The sequence below is a fragment of the Pseudomonas bharatica genome (assembly GCF_048586865.1).
Lineage (GTDB): Bacteria > Pseudomonadota > Gammaproteobacteria > Pseudomonadales > Pseudomonadaceae > Aquipseudomonas > Aquipseudomonas bharatica.
Genome location: NZ_JBMAWR010000021.1, coordinates 80,626 through 96,723, shown reverse-complemented (window position 1 = coordinate 96,723; position 16,098 = coordinate 80,626). Strand labels below are relative to the sequence as shown.

Annotated in this window: 16 protein-coding genes; 12 read left to right on the top strand and 4 right to left on the bottom strand. The window is 63.6% G+C overall.

Features of this window, described 5'->3' with window-relative positions:
* Positions 1-157: 157 nt before the first annotated feature.
* Together rhtA and ACKLLE_RS21085 are read left to right on the top strand one after the other, a co-directional pair.
* Positions 158-1,045 (top strand): threonine/homoserine exporter RhtA, encoded by an 888-nt coding sequence (gene rhtA, locus ACKLLE_RS21090; protein ID WP_064303825.1) that lies wholly within the window; start codon positions 158-160, stop codon positions 1,043-1,045.
* Between the two features lie 175 nt (positions 1,046-1,220).
* Complete coding sequence (locus ACKLLE_RS21085; protein WP_064303826.1) at positions 1,221-1,502, top strand: hypothetical protein; 282 nt, start codon at positions 1,221-1,223, stop codon at positions 1,500-1,502.
* A gap of 43 nt (positions 1,503-1,545) precedes the next feature.
* Here the strand turns inward: ACKLLE_RS21085 and ACKLLE_RS21080 are convergent, their stop codons facing one another.
* Together ACKLLE_RS21080 and ACKLLE_RS21075 are read right to left on the bottom strand one after the other, a co-directional pair.
* On the bottom strand, positions 1,546-3,357 hold the full coding sequence (locus ACKLLE_RS21080; RefSeq protein ID WP_420058978.1) for an aminopeptidase P family protein: 1,812 nt from the start codon (positions 3,355-3,357) through the stop codon (positions 1,546-1,548).
* A gap of 57 nt (positions 3,358-3,414) precedes the next feature.
* The gene (locus ACKLLE_RS21075) at positions 3,415-4,575 is read right to left on the bottom strand and encodes an aminotransferase class V-fold PLP-dependent enzyme (RefSeq protein ID WP_420058977.1); all 1,161 of its coding nucleotides are present in this window, start codon (positions 4,573-4,575) and stop codon (positions 3,415-3,417) included.
* A 204-nt stretch (positions 4,576-4,779) separates the two neighbouring features.
* Here ACKLLE_RS21075 and ACKLLE_RS21070 point away from each other — a divergent pair, with 204 nt between their 5' ends.
* Positions 4,780-5,883 (top strand): DUF3182 family protein, encoded by a 1,104-nt coding sequence (locus ACKLLE_RS21070; RefSeq protein WP_420058976.1) that lies wholly within the window; start codon positions 4,780-4,782, stop codon positions 5,881-5,883.
* Positions 5,870-6,640, top strand: a complete 771-nt coding sequence (locus ACKLLE_RS21065) for an alpha/beta hydrolase family protein (protein ID WP_009394690.1) — start codon at positions 5,870-5,872, stop codon at positions 6,638-6,640. Before ACKLLE_RS21070 ends, ACKLLE_RS21065 begins: the two co-directional genes overlap by 14 nt.
* On the opposite strand, the gene ACKLLE_RS21060 is transcribed toward ACKLLE_RS21065, so the two are convergent.
* A complete protein-coding gene (locus ACKLLE_RS21060) occupies positions 6,619-7,617 on the bottom strand; it encodes a GlxA family transcriptional regulator (protein ID WP_420058975.1) in 999 nt (332 codons plus the stop codon). The two genes, ACKLLE_RS21065 and ACKLLE_RS21060, sit on opposite strands and share 22 nt — an antisense overlap.
* A gap of 107 nt (positions 7,618-7,724) precedes the next feature.
* Here ACKLLE_RS21060 and ACKLLE_RS21055 point away from each other — a divergent pair, with 107 nt between their 5' ends.
* Positions 7,725-8,273: a cysteine hydrolase family protein gene (locus ACKLLE_RS21055; protein WP_420058974.1), complete on the top strand. Its 549-nt coding sequence runs from the start codon at positions 7,725-7,727 to the stop codon at positions 8,271-8,273.
* 1 nt (position 8,274) lies between these two features.
* Here ACKLLE_RS21055 and ACKLLE_RS21050 read toward each other — a convergent pair whose 3' ends face one another.
* Positions 8,275-8,835, bottom strand: coding sequence for a helix-turn-helix domain-containing protein (locus tag ACKLLE_RS21050; protein WP_420058973.1), 561 nt, complete (start codon positions 8,833-8,835; stop codon positions 8,275-8,277).
* 115 nt (positions 8,836-8,950) lie between these two features.
* On the opposite strand from ACKLLE_RS21050, the gene ACKLLE_RS21045 reads away from it, so the two are divergent.
* From ACKLLE_RS21045 to ACKLLE_RS21015, 7 genes are all read left to right on the top strand, one after another.
* Positions 8,951-9,895: a DMT family transporter gene (locus ACKLLE_RS21045; RefSeq protein WP_420058972.1), complete on the top strand. Its 945-nt coding sequence runs from the start codon at positions 8,951-8,953 to the stop codon at positions 9,893-9,895.
* A gap of 146 nt (positions 9,896-10,041) precedes the next feature.
* Positions 10,042-12,954: a monovalent cation/H+ antiporter subunit A gene (locus ACKLLE_RS21040; RefSeq protein WP_420058971.1), complete on the top strand. Its 2,913-nt coding sequence runs from the start codon at positions 10,042-10,044 to the stop codon at positions 12,952-12,954.
* On the top strand, positions 12,954-13,298 hold the full coding sequence (locus tag ACKLLE_RS21035) for a Na+/H+ antiporter subunit C (protein ID WP_009394682.1): 345 nt from the start codon (positions 12,954-12,956) through the stop codon (positions 13,296-13,298). The genes ACKLLE_RS21040 and ACKLLE_RS21035 overlap by 1 nt, the downstream gene beginning before the upstream one ends.
* A complete protein-coding gene (locus ACKLLE_RS21030; RefSeq protein ID WP_420058970.1) occupies positions 13,295-14,980 on the top strand; it encodes a monovalent cation/H+ antiporter subunit D in 1,686 nt (561 codons plus the stop codon). The genes ACKLLE_RS21035 and ACKLLE_RS21030 overlap by 4 nt, the downstream gene beginning before the upstream one ends.
* A complete protein-coding gene (locus ACKLLE_RS21025) occupies positions 14,977-15,465 on the top strand; it encodes a Na+/H+ antiporter subunit E (protein ID WP_420058969.1) in 489 nt (162 codons plus the stop codon). The genes ACKLLE_RS21030 and ACKLLE_RS21025 overlap by 4 nt, the downstream gene beginning before the upstream one ends.
* Positions 15,462-15,740: a K+/H+ antiporter subunit F gene (locus tag ACKLLE_RS21020; RefSeq protein ID WP_009394676.1), complete on the top strand. Its 279-nt coding sequence runs from the start codon at positions 15,462-15,464 to the stop codon at positions 15,738-15,740. Before ACKLLE_RS21025 ends, ACKLLE_RS21020 begins: the two co-directional genes overlap by 4 nt.
* Positions 15,737-16,093, top strand: a complete 357-nt coding sequence (locus tag ACKLLE_RS21015; RefSeq protein ID WP_009394675.1) for a Na+/H+ antiporter subunit G — start codon at positions 15,737-15,739, stop codon at positions 16,091-16,093. Before ACKLLE_RS21020 ends, ACKLLE_RS21015 begins: the two co-directional genes overlap by 4 nt.
* Positions 16,094-16,098 lie beyond the last annotated feature (5 nt).

Here is a 16,098-nt window from a genome sequence, read left to right as displayed (position 1 = left end):
TGAATAGAGAGATTGAATCCAGCGTCAAGCTTTAATTTGAAACGCACAGCGAAAAAGAAAACTGCGCAATATATTGCTCATCGCCAGGGGTGTTTAGCATCATAGGCAGCCGGTACGAATGTTCGTACCTTTTACTATTAAGGAACGCCCTGCCTCGATGAACACCCAGACCCGCAGCCTAGCCGCTACCTTGTTCCCCGTCGGCGTACTGCTCATTGCCATGGCTTCGATCCAGTCCGGTGCATCGCTGGCCAAAAGCATGTTTCCTCTGATCGGCCCGGAAGGTACCACGACCCTGCGCTTGCTGTTCGCCAGCGTGATCATGCTGCTGTTGCTGCGACCATGGCGGGCGAAGCTGAGCGCGAGCACTCTGAAAAGCGTGATCATCTACGGAGCATCCCTGGGCGGGATGAACTTCCTCTTTTATATGTCGCTGCAGACGGTTCCGCTGGGCATTGCCGTTGCCCTGGAGTTCACCGGGCCGCTGGCGGTGGCGCTGTATGCTTCGCGACGCCCGGTGGACTTCCTCTGGATCGGCCTGGCGGTCATCGGTCTGTTGCTATTAATCCCGGTTGGTGAAACCGGGGCAAGCCTGGACCTCACCGGTGTCGGATTCGCATTGGGCGCAGGGCTCTGCTGGGCGCTGTACATTCTTTACGGACAAAAGGCCGGGGCCGAGAACGGAATCCAGACCGCAGCGCTCGGAGTGGTGATTGCCGCGCTGTTCGTGGCTCCTATCGGCATCGTCAAGGCAGGCAGCGCCTTGCTCGATCCGGCGCTGATCCCTGTCGCCCTCGGCGTAGCGATTCTCTCCACCGCCCTGCCCTACAGCCTGGAAATGGTCGCACTGACTCGCCTGCCGGCGCGCACGTTCGGCACCCTGATGAGCATCGAACCCGCTATTGGCGCTCTGTGCGGTCTGGTTTTCCTCAGCGAAGTACTCAGCCTGTCCCAGTGGCTGGCGATCGGTGCGATCATTACGGCATCGGTAGGCGCAACCCTGTCGATGCGCAAGGACGTTCCTCCACCGGTGGCAGCAGACTGATTGAGAAATACTTTCATTCGAATGGCCGCAAATGATTGTGCGAGCCAATCGGGCCTGTTTAACTGTGCCCTGTGTCATATTTTGAATTTTTCACTCGACGCAGGGACGAACGAGCATCAGGAAGGTGCAACTGGAACGAACACGGGCACAGACCCGCGCAGCGTTAAGGACAGGAATGAAACGAATTCTGCTCATACTAGCTATCCTCGCAGTCGCAGGTTGCGCAGCAACCGCGAAGGATCAGGTCAAGCGTGGCAAGAAAGGGCTGCACATCAACTGCTCCGGCCTTTCCTCTTCCTGGAACAAGTGCTACAGCAAGGCGGAAACCTCCTGTGGCACGAAAGGCTACAAGGTGATTGCCAGATCCGGGGACAACGACGAAGAGCCGGGAGATTATCCATTCGGCATCAACCCTGCCGGCTATACCAGCCGCAGCATGATCGTCATCTGTAAATAAGAAAGGGCAACCAGAAGGTTGCCCTTTGCCTTTATTGCTTCACTCAACCGATAGCCCGGGTTCTTTCGTGCAACCATTGCAGAGCAGCACCGTCGAGCAGCGGTCCCAGACGTCGACGAACCTCGGCATGGTAGGCGTCGAGCCACGCGGCATCCTCGCTGCCAAGCTGGTCGATCAACAGGCAACGGGTGTCGATCGGACACAGCGTCAAGGTTTCGAATTCCAGGAAATCGCCAAACGCGCTCTTGCCCGACTCCCGGTTTATCACCAGGTTCTCGATGCGCACGCCCCACTGCCCGGGACGATAGGTTCCGGGCTCGATCGAGGTAATCATACCGGCCTGCATCGCCGTGTGAGGCGTTACGGCGGCCTGATAGGCAATGCTCTGCGGTCCTTCGTGGACATTCATGAAGTAGCCGACCCCGTGCCCGGTGCCGTGCCCGTAATCGATATGTTCAGCCCACAACGGCGCGCGCGCGATCGCATCCAGTAGCGGCGAGGGAATGCCTCGGGGAAACCGGGCCCGCGATAGGGCGATCATGCCCTTGAGCACACGGGTGCAGTCCAGTTTCTGCTCATGGCTCGGGGTACCGATCGGCACCATGCGGGTGATATCGGTGGTTCCGCCAAGATACTGCCCGCCCGAGTCGATCAGAAGCAGGCCATCGCCTTCGATCCGTGCGAAAGCCTCCGGGGTGGCATGGTAATGCGGCATCGCGCCATTGGCGTTGAACGCCGCGATGGTGGCAAAACTCAGGCAGACGAAATCCGGACGCCGGGCACGCGCCGCCGTCAGTTGCACATCGATATCGACTTCGGTGACCACCTCGCGTCCCTGGGCCGTCTCGAGCCATGCGAAGAACTCGCACAGCGCAGCGCCGTCATGCTCCATGGTTCGGCGGATATGCGCGAGGTCCGCATCGCTCTTGCGCGACTTGGCCAGGGTCGTAGGGTTGATACCTTCGACCAACCGCACGCCCTCACGCAGATTGGCCAGAAGACCACTGGTCACCTTTGCCGGATCCAGCAACACCCGGCTGTCCGCCGCGATCCCGGCAAGACCGGCGGCAACCTCGCTGTAATCACGCAATTCGACCCCATCGGCGGCAAGCATGTCGCGCAGCGCCGCATCCACCTTGCTCTGGGCGACGAACAGAATCGCAGCCTCCTGGCCGATCAGGGCGAAGGAAACGAATACCGGGTTGTAGGAAACATCGCTACCGCGCAGATTGAACAACCAGGCGATATCGTCGAGGGTGGCGAGGAAATGCCAGTCGGCGCCTCGCTCGGCCAGCGTCTGGCGCAAGGCGGCCAGCTTCTCGCGACGCCCCTGCGAGGCATAGGGTGGCAAATGTGCATACACCGGACTGGCCGGCAACGCCGGACGGTCCGGCCAGATCTGTCCCAGCAGATCCTTGTCCAGCAGCAAGCGAACCTTGCGCGCCTGCAGGCGCTCTTGCAATTGCCGAGCAGACGCCAACGCCATGACTGCACCGTCTGCGGCCACCGCACCGTTGGCCGGGGTGTTGTCCGCCAGCCATTCCAGCGGCCCCGGCCTGCCAGGTTGCAGCTTGACCAGTTCGATCCCGGTACCGGCCAGTTCCTGGGTGGCCTGCTCCCAATAGCGGCTATCGGCCCACAGCCCGGCAAAGTCGGCGGTCAGCACCAAGGTTCCGACCGACCCCTGAAATCCGGACAGCCATTTGCGGCCCTGCCAGTATCCCGGCAGGTATTCGGAAAGATGGGGATCGGCAGAAGGCACCAGCAGTGCATCGACCCCTTCGTTGCGCATCACCTGGCGCATCTGCGCCACGCGCGCCCTGACCGCATCCTGCGGTGTCGGTTGACTGTTCATGCTCGCTCCTTTCATCACTACGGCCTGTATTCCAGGCCGCTGATAATGGAGCAGGGCTCAGCCCCGGGCAACACCCCAGAAGGGCGCAGGATGCAGCGCTGCATGGATGGCCGCTACAGCCTGATCAACGTCCGACACGCGGGTGAAACGCCCCAGGCTCAAGCGTATGGTCTGTCCCGCCAGATAGGCATCATGCCCCAATGCCAGCAACACATGGGAGGGTGCTGAACTCCCGGAATTGCAGGCCGACGTGGAAGAAAATGCCAGGGTTTTCGCCAGTTCGGATAGATCCAGCGAGTCGCCGCCAAAGGTCAGGCTGAGGGTGTGGGGAATGGACTGTTCGAGGCTGCCGTTTACCAGTAAGCCGGAAATATCCCGCAGCCTTGTAAGAAGCCGCTCACGCAAACATCGGATGCGATCCAGCTCTTCTCGCTGCACTTCACCAGCCAGGGCAAAGGCCGCCCCCATCGCGGCGATCTGGTGGGTCGCCAGCGTCCCGGAGCGCAGCCCGCCTTCGTGACCGCCACCATGCATCTGCGCCTGCAGCAGTGTACGAGCCCGCTCGCCGACATACAGCGCACCGATTCCCTTGGGCCCATAGACCTTGTGTGCGGAAAACGAAGCCAGGTCCACCGGCCACCGCGCCAGATCGATCCCGACCTTGCCCGCCGCCTGTGCGCAATCGACATGCAGCAATGCACCCCACTCTCGTACCACCTCACCGATGCGCTCGACATCATTGAGCGTACCGAGCTCATTGTTCACCAGCATCAGGGACACCAGGAACGTATCAGGGCGCAGAGCAGCGGCTACCGCCTGCGGCGTGATCAGCCCTTTGCCATCCGGCTTCAGGTAAGTGACCTCGAAACCCGCGTCCTGCAACTGCCGCGCGGTATCCAGCACCGCCTTGTGCTCGATGCAACTGGTAACGATGTGACCGCCCTGCCGTCCTTGAGCCAACCCCTTGATGGCGAGATTGTTCGACTCGGTCGCGCCGGAGGTCCACACAAGCTGCTCGGGACGTGCGCCGATCAGCGTTGCTACCTGCAAGCGCGCCAGCTCCACGGCTTCGCGCGCCTGCTGACCGTAGCGATGTGAACTCGAAGCGGGATTGCCGAACGTACCGGACACACCCAGGCACTTGACCATCACGTCGATGACTCGCTCGTCGACGGGTGTCGTGGCGGCATAGTCGAAATACAGCGGCAGTTTTTCCATGGTTCAAGGCTCTCTTGCAGTTGTCGCCCCGGAAAGCGTCGTGCTTTCCGAATCCTGTCCAGCGATAGTGCCTCAAACTACATAGAACCAATAATTATCAATTTTCATATTTATATAACCATAATTTCATACCTCTTTACCCAGTGAACTTCTCGACCATCCAGGCCTTCAGAACAAATATCTACGCTGACTGGAGCATCCGCCATGCCCCGCCGGACCGACCGCAAGCACGGCGTGCTATTGCTCGATACCCGGGAACGCACGCCAGAGCATGAACGTGCCGTACACCGTAAATTGGCCGAGCATCTGGCCGCCCTCCTGCATACCGAAGTGGTTGCATCGCCCACGGACGAGGAAGAGGATCTCTACTACCTGCCCACCGCGACCCTGATCGACCCTCGCCGTTATGGACAACTGGGCATCCGCTCGACCGACGATTTCTTCGGTGGCCTGGTAGCCCATCCGTACATGGCGACGAAGGCCATCTCCCATCCGTTGCCCGCCGGCGCACAGTATCCCAACGGTTGGACCGACGAGTTCGCCCGTCAGGCAGGCAGGGCGCTGCTCAAGGGCTACACGGTGTTCAGCATCGCCGATGCCAGGGCCGCCGCCACGCTGCTGCTGCGCGATGGTCCCTTGCGACTCAAACCGGTACGCGCAACGGCCGGCCGCGGGCAGAAAGTGATTGCAAGTGCAGCCGAGCTGGAACCCGAACTGAGCCAACTGGACAACGACGAACTTGCCCTCTGGGGGCTGGTGCTCGAAGAAAACCTGACGGATGTCGAAACCTTCAGTGTCGGCCAGGTACAAGTCGCCGGGATCGTTAGCAGCTATTACGGCGTCCAGCATTGCACCCTTGATCATCAGGGCGAATCGGTCTACGGCGGATCGGACCTGGTTGTGGTACGCGGCGATTACGAGCGCCTGCTGCAACTTGAACTGGACCAGCCCCTGCGCCTGGCGATCACCCAGGCGCAGGCCTATGAGCAGGCCGCCATCGCCAGCTTTCCAGGCTTTCTTGCCTCCCGCCGCAACTACGACGTCGCGCGCGGCCTGACCGCCGCGGGCCATGTGCGCAGTGGTGTACTCGAACAATCCTGGCGCATCGGCGGCGCCAGCAGCGCCGAACTGCTGGCCCTGCGCGCCTTCGCCGATGACCCGGCGCTACAGCGCGTACGCGCCTCCACCCATGAAGTGTTCGGTGATGCCGTGCTGCCCGGGGACGCCACGCTTTTCTATCAGGGGGACGACCTTGAAGTCGGACGAATCTGCAAATACGCGAGGATCCGCGACTATGACCATCCATAGCGAAAGCCTGGACATTCCCGTCGACGGCGAAACCATCGCCGGTACCCTGCTCAGCCCGAGCCCCAAGGTCCCCGGGATTCTCTTCGTGCACGGCTGGGGTGGCAGCCAGCAGCGGGACCTGGCGCGCGCCAAGCACATCACCGGGCTGGGCTGCGTGTGCATGACCTTCGATCTGCGCGGCCATGAGAAGACCGAAAGCCAGCGGCGCAGCGTAACCCGCGAGCAAAACCTGGCCGACCTTCTGGCAGCCTACGACAAGCTGGTCAGCCACCCGGCGGTGGATACCAGCTCGATCGCGGTGATCGGCAGCAGCTACGGTGGTTACCTGGCCACCCTGCTGACCCGCCAGCGACCGGTGAAATGGCTGGCGCTACGGGTTCCGGCGCTGTACTGGGACGATGAATGGAGCCTGCCGAAGCAGGCGCTCGATCGGCAACGCCTGTCGCAATACCGGCTGATGACCCTGGGCCCTGGCGACAACCGCGCCCTGGCTGCCTGCGCAGAATTCGCCGGGGACGTCCTGCTGGTGGAGTCGGAAACCGATGACTATGTGCCACACACCACCTTGATGAGCTATCGCTCGGCGTTCGTCTGCGCTCATTCGCTGACGCACCGGATCGTCGACGGTGCCGATCATGCGCTCTCCAGTGACCGGAGCCAGAAGGCCTACAGTGCGTTGTTGACGGCCTGGATCAGCGAAATGGTGATCGGGGCGCGGCTGGACCGTTATCCGCATCACTCGCCCTGGTATTCCTGACATCGCCCGGCCTGCGTAACACGCCGCCGGTAATCACTTGGCGCCAGTCCCGTGACCTTATGGAACACCTTGCGAAACGCGCCTGGGTCCTGGTAGCCCACGCCCCAGGCGATCTGGTCGATGCTGCGCCGGGTGAATTCCAGCATCCGGCAGGCACGGCCCACCCTGACCTGCTGGCAGTACTCGGTGGGTTTCAGTCCGGTGGCGCTGCGAAAGCGGCGCAGGAACGTACGCTCTTCGAGCCCGGCGCAATCGGCCATGACCGCCACGCTGACTTCCCGTGCGCCGGTGCTCTGCAACCAGTGCTGGACCTTGAGCACCGCTTCGTCGCCATGATCCAGGCGCGGGCTGAAAGTACTCCCGGCTGGCTTGATCCGCACCGGTTCCACCGCCAGAAAGCGTGCGGTTTCCGCGGCCAGGGTTGGCCCGAGGTAGCGCTCCACCAGTTTCAAGCCAACCTCGGTCCAGGCCATCAACCCGGCGCTGGTGATCACGTCACCGTCTTCCAGCAGCGGCAGGTTGGCCTCGACCTTTATCCGCGGGAAGCGCTCGGCCAGGGATTGGGCAAAGTTCCAGTGCGTAGTGGCTGAACGTCCGTCCAGCACACCGCTGGCGGCAATAAAGAATACCCCGACGCAGATCGACGCCAGCAGGGCGCCATCGCCGTGCCAGTTGCGCAACTGCTCGCGGTAGCGCTCGAGCAGTTCAGCGGTCGGTTCCTGGGTCAGGCTGGGAGGCACGATCATCACCCGCAGCTGATGGCCGGGCAGCAGGTGGCTGTCATGGCTCACCACCAGTGCGCCTTCTGCATCCTCCTGCCAGTGGCAGACCCGCAGCGGCGCACGCTGTGCAAGGCCCAGGTCGGCCGCCAGACGATTGGCCACGCTGAACAGATCGGTCAGCCCGTGCACAGCCGCCAACTGCGCCCCGGGATAGACCAGGATGCCGATCTCGATGATTTTGCCGTCCCGGCTCATTGTCAGTTTTTCCCGTGAAATTGTCGGTCGCGCCAATCCGCAACGGCGCCGGGCAAGCCTATAACTATCAGCCACGGCCCCACCACTGCCATCAACGAGGAAACCACATGAGCAGCAAAGCCCTGGTCATCATCGATATCCAGAACGATTACTTCCCGGGTGGCAAATGGCCCCTGGCCAACGCCGACCTTGCGGCCGACAATGCGGCGAAAGCCCTGGAAAGGGCACGGGCGCAGGGCGACCTGGTGATTTATGTGAAGCATGAATTCGAATCCGCCGATGCGCCCTTCTTCGCTCCCGGTTCGCAAGGCGCGAAGATCCACGCGAAACTGACGCCCCGGGACAATGAGCCGGTAGTGCTCAAGCACAAGGTCAACGCTTTTCTCGACACCCCGCTGCCCGGCCTGCTGGAAGAACACCGCATCAGCGAACTGACCGTGGTCGGCAGCATGAGTCATATGTGCATCGACGCTGCCACGCGTGCCGCCGCCGACCTCGGCTACACGGTCACGGTCCTGCACGATGCCTGCGCCACCCGTGACCTGGAGTTCAATGGCGTGACCGTCCCTGCGGCCCAGGCCCATGCGGCCTACATGGCTTCGCTGGCTTTCGCCTACGCCCGGGTCATTTCCACCGCGCAATGGCTCGAGGCCTGAGTCAGATCACCACGTTGCGCACGAAGCGCGTGGCCACCGCGCCATCGTTGCGATAGCCGTGGGCGCGGTTGCTGGCATAGGTGAAAAACTCGCCGGCAGCCAGCGCCCGCGCCTCGTCGTCGATCAAAAGGGTCAGGCAGCCCTCGAACACGAAGATCTGCTCGCTGAAGCCTTCCGGGTCGGCATTGGTCTTGTAGAACTCGCCGGGCTCCAGGCGCCACTCCCACAGCTCGACTTCGCGCCGGGCCGGAGTGCTGGCCAGCAGCACCGCCTTGCTGCCGGCATGCTCGCCGGCCCAGGCCAGTTCGTTGATGCGGCTGGAGTCGCGGTTGTCCGCGGCCTTGATCAGGTCGGCGAACGCCACGCCCAGGGCTTCGGCGATCAGGTCGAGGGTCGACAGGCTGACGTTCTTTTCCCCGGCCTCGATAGCCACCAGCATGCGTCGGCTGACGCCGGAGTTCTCGGCCAGGGCACTCTGGCTCAAGCCGCGGACATGCCGCAGGCGCCGCACGTTCTGGCTGACGTGCTGGAGAACCGAGGCACGGTTGGGATCTCTATCCACTGAACTATTCACCGAAAGCAATCACCGAAAGTACTCACCGAAGAGAATTTGCGCAGTATACTGCCCACTTTTGCCGCGCGCACTGTGCGGTGCCTCCATTTCTCGCGTGCAAGCCATGACTACCAATACCTCCGTGCGTCCCTCCCCGACCTTTCGCCTGAGCAAGGCGGAACTGGTGCTGGTGTTCATCACCATGCTCTGGGGTGGCACTTTCCTGATCGTGCACAAGGTGATGACGGTCAGTGGCCCGATGTTTTTCGTCGGCCTGCGTTTTGCTGCTGCCGCTTTCTTCGTCGGACTGTTCTGCTTCCGCTCGCTGCCGGGCCTTACCCTGCGCGAGCTAAAGGCAGGGGTGCTCATCGGTGTCGCGATCATGCTCGGCTACGGCCTGCAAACCGTGGGCCTGCAAACCATCAGCAGCAGCCAGTCGGCCTTCATCACCGCGCTTTACGTGCCCTTCGTACCGATCCTGCAATGGCTGGTGCTGGGCCGCCGTCCCGGCCTGATGCCAAGCATCGGCATCGCCCTGGCTTTTACCGGGTTGATGCTGCTGGCCGGGCCAAGCGGCGGCGCGGTGCATTTCAGCCCCGGGGAGGTCGCCACCCTGGTCAGCGCCGTGGCCATCGCTGCGGAAATCATCCTTATCGGCCACTACGCCGGCAGCGTCGATGTGCGCCGTGTCACCGTGGTGCAGCTGGCTACCGCCTCCGCCCTGTCGTTCATGCTGGTGGTGCCGACCCAGGAGCGCCTGCCGGACTTCTCCTGGCTGTTGCTCGGCGCCGCCATCGGCCTGGGCGCCATGAGCGCGATTATCCAGGTCGCGATGAACTGGGCGCAGAAGTCGGTTTCGCCGACCCGCGCTACGCTGATCTACGCGGGGGAACCGGTCTGGGCCGGGATTGTCGGACGTATCGCCGGTGATCGTTTGCCCGGCCTCGCACTGCTGGGCGGTTTGCTGATCGTAATCGCGGTGATCGTGAGCGAACTCAGGCCCGGACGCAAGGAAGATAAACCGGCGACAAGTGCCGCCGACGGGAAGGAAGCTGATACCGGTATTTAAGGAAACAGCGCGCTCGTCTTGCGGAAACTGTTATAAGAAAAAAGCTTTTTCTTACAATTCTTGTAGGATTCTGCGACAGCTTGCCGGTTGGTGATCACCGGACCGGCACGTATGATTCCCTGCAAATTTCCGCAGATTAGATATCTATGTCCTTGATAGTTCTACTGCTTCTGCCATTCGTGGGGAGCTGTGTGGCCGGTGTGCTGCCGCACAACGCACGCAACTCGGAGTCGCTGCTGGCCGGCATCGTCGCCCTGATCGGCACGGTGCAGGTGGCCATGCTGTATCCGCAGATCGCCGATGGCGGGGTGATCCGCGAGGAGATCCTCTGGCTGCCGAGCATGGGACTCAACATCGTTCTGCGCATGGACGGCTTCGCCTGGCTGTTCTCGCTGCTGGTGATGGGCATCGGCACCCTGGTGTCGCTGTATGCGCGCTACTACATGTCGCCCCAGGACCCTGTGCCACGCTTCTTCGCCTTCTTCCTGGCCTTCATGGGCGCGATGCTCGGCCTGGTGATTTCCGGCAACCTGATCCAGATCGTGTTCTTCTGGGAACTGACCAGCCTGTTCTCCTTCCTGCTGATCGGCTACTGGCATCATCGCGCCGACGCCCGCCGCGGCGCCTACATGGCCTTGATGGTGACCGGGGCCGGCGGCCTGTGCCTGCTGGCCGGGGTGATCCTGCTCGGCCATGTGGTCGGCAGCTACGACCTGGACAAGGTCCTGGCTGCCGGCGATGTCATCCGTGGCCACGCCCTGTACCCGGTGCTGCTGCCGCTGATCCTGCTCGGTGCCCTGAGCAAGAGCGCGCAATTCCCCTTCCATTTCTGGCTGCCCCACGCAATGGCAGCGCCCACGCCGGTGTCCGCCTACCTGCACTCTGCAACCATGGTCAAGGCCGGGGTCTTCCTTCTGGCGCGGCTGTGGCCGGTGCTGTCCGGCACCGACGAGTGGTTCTGGATCGTTGGCGGCGCCGGGGCCTGCACCCTGTTGCTCGGCGCCTACGCGGCGATGTTCCAGAACGACCTCAAGGGCCTGCTGGCCTACTCGACCATCAGCCACCTCGGCCTGATCACCTTGCTGCTGGGCCTGAACAGCCCGCTGGCGGCGGTGGCCGCGGTGTTCCACATTCTCAACCATGCCACCTTCAAGGCTTCGCTGTTCATGGCGGCGGGCATCATCGACCATGAAAGCGGTACCCGTGATATCCGCAAGTTGAGTGGCCTGTTCCGCCTGATTCCGTTCACCGCGACCCTGGCCATGGTCGCCAGCGCCTCGATGGCCGGCGTGCCCTTGATGAACGGATTCCTGTCCAAGGAGATGTTCTTCGCCGAGACCGTGTTCATCTCCTCCACCGCCTGGGTCGAGACCACCCTGCCGGTGATCGCCACGCTGGCCGGAACCTTCAGCGTCGCCTACGCGCTGCGCTTCACCGTCGACGTGTTCTTCGGCCCCACCGCCACCGACCTGCCGCATACCCCGCACGAACCACCGCGCTGGATGCGCGCGCCGGTCGAGTTGCTGGTACTGACCTGCCTGGTGGTCGGCGTCTTCCCGGCGCAGTCGGTCGGTCCGCTGCTGGCCGCCGCCGCCCTGCCGGTTGTCGGCGGCGAGCTGCCGGAGTACAGCCTGGCGGTCTGGCACGGCTGGAACGCCCCCCTGATCATGAGCCTTATCGCCATGTGCGGCGGGGTGCTGCTCTATCTGGCCCTGCGCAGCCAGTTCCAGCAGGGCCGCTTCACTTATCCGCCGCTGATCGAGCGTTTCAACGGCAAGCGCCTGTTCGAACGCGGCCAGGTCCTGCTGATGCGTACCGCCCGCGGCATCGAGCGGATCTTTACTACCCGGCGCCTGCAGAAGCAGCTGTTCATGCTGGTCCTCGCCGCCCTGGTGGCGGGCATGCTGCCACTGCTGGCCCACGGCCTGAGCTGGGGCAACCGGCCGAAGATCCCGGGCTCCGGGGTGTTCGTCATGCTCTGGCTGATCGCCATTGCCTGCGCCATCGGTGCCGCCTGGCAGGCCAAGTACCACCGTCTCGCTGCGCTGATCATGGTCGGGGTCTGCGGCCTGATGACCTGCATTACCTTCGTCTGGTTCTCCGCCCCGGACCTGGCGCTGACCCAGTTGGTAGTCGAAGTGGTCACCACCGTGCTGATCCTCCTCGGCCTGCGCTGGCTGCCACGGCGGATCGAGGGCGTGTCGCCACTTGCCGGCTCCCAGGAGCGGGCGCGCCTGCGGCGTCTGCGCGACCTGGTCCTGGCGGTGCTGGTGGGCGGCGGCATGGCGGTGCTGTCGTACGCCATGCTGACCCGTCCGACACCCAACTTCATCTCCTCCTTCTACCTCAGCCGCGCCCTGCCGGAAGGCGGCGGGACCAACGTGGTCAACGTCATGCTGGTGGACTTCCGGGGCTTCGATACCCTTGGCGAGATCACCGTGCTGGTGGCCGTGGCCCTGGCGGTCTTCGCCCTGCTGCGACGTTTCCGTCCGCCGCGCGAGAGCATCCAGTTGCCGGCGCAGCAGCGCTCGCTGGCACCCGACATGGTCACCGACCTGGTCAACCCGCGACATGCCGAGGACACCGCCCTGGGCTTCATGATGGTCCCGGCGGTACTCGCCCGCCTGGTGCTGCCGATGGCCATGCTGGTGTCGATGTACCTGTTCATGCGCGGCCACAACCAGCCGGGCGGCGGTTTCGTTGCCGGCCTGGTGATGTCGGTGGCGTTCATCCTCCAGTACATGGTTGCCGGCACCCAATGGGTCGAGGCGCAGATGAGCCTGCGGCCCTTGCGCTGGATGGGCACCGGGCTGCTCTGCGCAGTCCTGACCGGTGTCGGTGCGCTGCTGTTCGGCTACCCGTTCCTCACTACCCATACCGCACATCTGCACCTGCCGCTGCTGGGTGACCTGCATATCGCCAGTGCGCTGTTCTTCGATGTCGGGGTGTTCACCGTGGTGGTCGGCTCGACCCTGCTGATCCTCACCGCCCTCGCCCACCAGTCGGTGCGTGCGCACCGGCCGCTACCGAAATCCACCACAGCAGAGGGAGCCGCCTGATGGAAGAAGTCATCGCGATCGCCATCGGCGTTCTCGCCGCCTCCGGGGTCTGGCTGATCCTGCGGCCACGGACCTACCAGGTGATCATGGGGCTGTGCCTGCTGTCCTACGGGGTCAACCTGTTCATCTTCAGCATGGGCAGCCTGTTCATCGGCAAGGAGCCGATCATCAAGGACGGCGTGCCCCAGGACCTGCTCAACTACACCGACCCGCTGCCCCAGGCCCTGGTACTGACCGCGATCGTCATCAGTTTCGCCATGACCGCGCTGTTCCTCGTGGTACTGCTGGCGTCCCGCGGTTTCACCGGTACCGACCATGTCGACGGACGGGAGCCCAAGGAATGAGCGGGATGCAACAACTGATAGTCGCGCCCATTCTCCTGCCGCTGCTGACCGCAGCCCTGCTGCTGTTGCTCGGGGAAAAACGCCGGCCACTGAAGGCGCGGATCAACCTGTTATCGACCCTGACCGGGCTGGGCATCGCGATTGCCTTGCTGCTGTGGGTCAGGGACCAGGGCCAGGCCACCTCCATCGGTGTCTACTTGCCGGGCAACTGGGCGGCGCCGTTCGGCATCGTCCTGGTGCTGGATCGCCTGGCCGCGCTGATGCTGGTGCTCACCGGCGTCGTCGGCACCAGTGCCCTGCTCTTCGCCCTGGCCCGCTGGGACCGCGCCGGCGCCAGCTTCCACGCACTGTTCCAGATCCAGCTCATGGGCCTGTACGGTGCCTTCCTCACCGGCGACCTGTTCAACCTGTTCGTGTTCTTCGAGGTGCTGCTGGCGGCGTCCTACGGCCTGCTGCTGCACGGTTCGGGGCGCTCGCGGGTCAAGGCCGGCCTGCATTACATCGCCATCAACCTGTTCGCCTCGTCGCTGTTCCTGATCGGCGCCGCCATGCTTTACGGGGTCACCGGCACCCTGAACATGGCCGACCTGGCGATGAAGATTCCCCAGGTGCCTGAGGCCGATCGCGGCCTGCTGCATGCCGGCGCGGCGATCCTGGCCATCGCCTTCCTCGCCAAGGCCGGCATCTGGCCGCTGAATTTCTGGCTGGTACCGGCCTACTCCTCGGCCAGCGCGCCGGTGGCGGCGTTGTTCGCCATCATGACCAAGGTCGGCTTCTACACCGTCCTGCGCCTGTGGACCCTGTTGTTCTCCGAGCAAGCCGGCGCCTCGGCCTTCTTCGGCGGACAGTGGCTGGTCTACGGCGGCCTCGCCACCCTGGCCTGCGCGGCCGTGTCGATCCTTGCCGCGCAGCGCCTGGAGCGCATGGCCAGCCTGAGCATCCTGGTCTCGGCCGGCACCCTGCTGGCGGCGATCGGTTTTGGCCAGACCGCGCTGATTTCGGCGGCGCTGTTCTACCTGGTCAGCTCGACCCTGGCCCTGTGCGCGCTGTTCCTCCTGGCCGAGCTGATCGAACGCTCGCGTTCGGCCAACGAGCTGCCGCTGGACGACGATGCCGATGCCATGCCGTCGCCGCTGGAGTCGCTGCAGCCACCCAAGGGCACCAACCTCGATGACGAGCAGAAGGCCGTGGTCGGCCAGGTGATCCCCTGGACCATGGCCTTCCTCGGTTTCAGCTTTATCGCCTGTGCGCTGCTGATCATCGGCATGCCGCCGCTGTCCGGCTTCGTCGGCAAGTTCAGCCTGATCACCGCCCTGTTCAACCCCTCGGGCATGGGCGTGCCGGCCGAAGCGCCGCTGCCGGCCAGCGGCTGGGCGCTGCTGGCCTTGCTGATCCTTTCCGGCATGGCCTCGCTGATCGCCCTGGTGCGCCTGGGCGTGCAGCGCTTCTGGAAGCCGGAGGAGCGCCCCTCGCCGTTGCTGCGCCTGTACGAATGCATGCCGATCGTCGCCCTGCTCAGCCTTTGCGTGGTGCTCAGCCTGTGGGCCGAACCCTTGATGCGCTACGCCCAGGATACCGCCGCAAGCCTCAAGGATCCGGGTGTATACGTGGAAGCGGTGCTCGGTACGCGGCCGATTCCAGGCCCCACCACCCTTGAAAGCCTCGGGCAGGTTCAACCATGAAACGATTGTTCCCCGCCCCGCTTCTGTCCCTGGCCCTGTTCGTCCTGTGGCTGGTGCTGAACCTTTCGATCAGCCCGGGCAACATCATCCTCGGCCTGCTCCTGGGCATCCTCGCACCGCTGCTGATGAGGCCCTTGCGCCCGTTGAGCGCGCATATCCGCAATCCGGGGGCGGTGATCCGCCTGGTACTGCGGGTGGGCCTGGATGTGCTGGTGTCCAACCTTGACGTGTTCCGCAGCGTCTGGCGCATGGGCCGCAAGCCACCGCGCTCGCGCTTCGTGCATATTCCCCTGGACCTGCGCGATGCCCATGGCCTGGCAGCACTGTCGATGATCACCACGGTGATCCCCGGTACGGTGTGGTCCGAACTGGCCCTGGATCGCAGCGTACTGCTGCTGCATGTGTTCGACCTGGACGACGAGGCCCGCTTCATCGAGCACTTCAAGCACACCTATGAACGCCCGTTGATGGAGATCTTCGAATGACCGGCCTGCTTGCCAATGCCATCATCGCCAGCCTGTTCATCTTCACCATCGCCATGGCCGTGACCCTGGTCCGGGTGTTCCGCGGCCCGTCGGCCCAGGACCGGGTGCTGGCCCTGGACTACCTGTACATGCTGGGAATGCTGATGATGCTGGTGCTGGGTATCCGCTACGCCAGCGATACCTATTTCGAGGGTGCGCTGCTGATCGCCCTGTTCGGCTTCGTCGGCTCGTTCGCCCTAGCCAAGTTCCTTCTGCGCGGCGAGGTGATCGAATGACCGCTCCGGTATTGCCGTTCTGGCTGGAAATCGTGGTAGCCGCACTGATCCTGACCAGCAGCCTGTTCGCCCTGACCGGGGCCATCGGCATCCTGCGCCTGAAGGATTTCTTCCAGCGCATGCACCCGCCTGCCCTGGCTTCGACCCTCGGTGCCTGGTGCGTGGCGCTGGCCTCGATCCTGTATTTTTCCGCGCTGAAGGAGACGCCGGTGCTGCATGCCTGGCTGATTCCGATCCTGCTGTCGATCACCGTGCCGGTGACCACGCTCCTGCTGGCCCGCACCGCGCTGTTTCGCAAGCGCATGGCCGGCGAGGACGTGCCCGGCGAGGTCAGCAGCCGCGAGCAGGAGTGACGCCC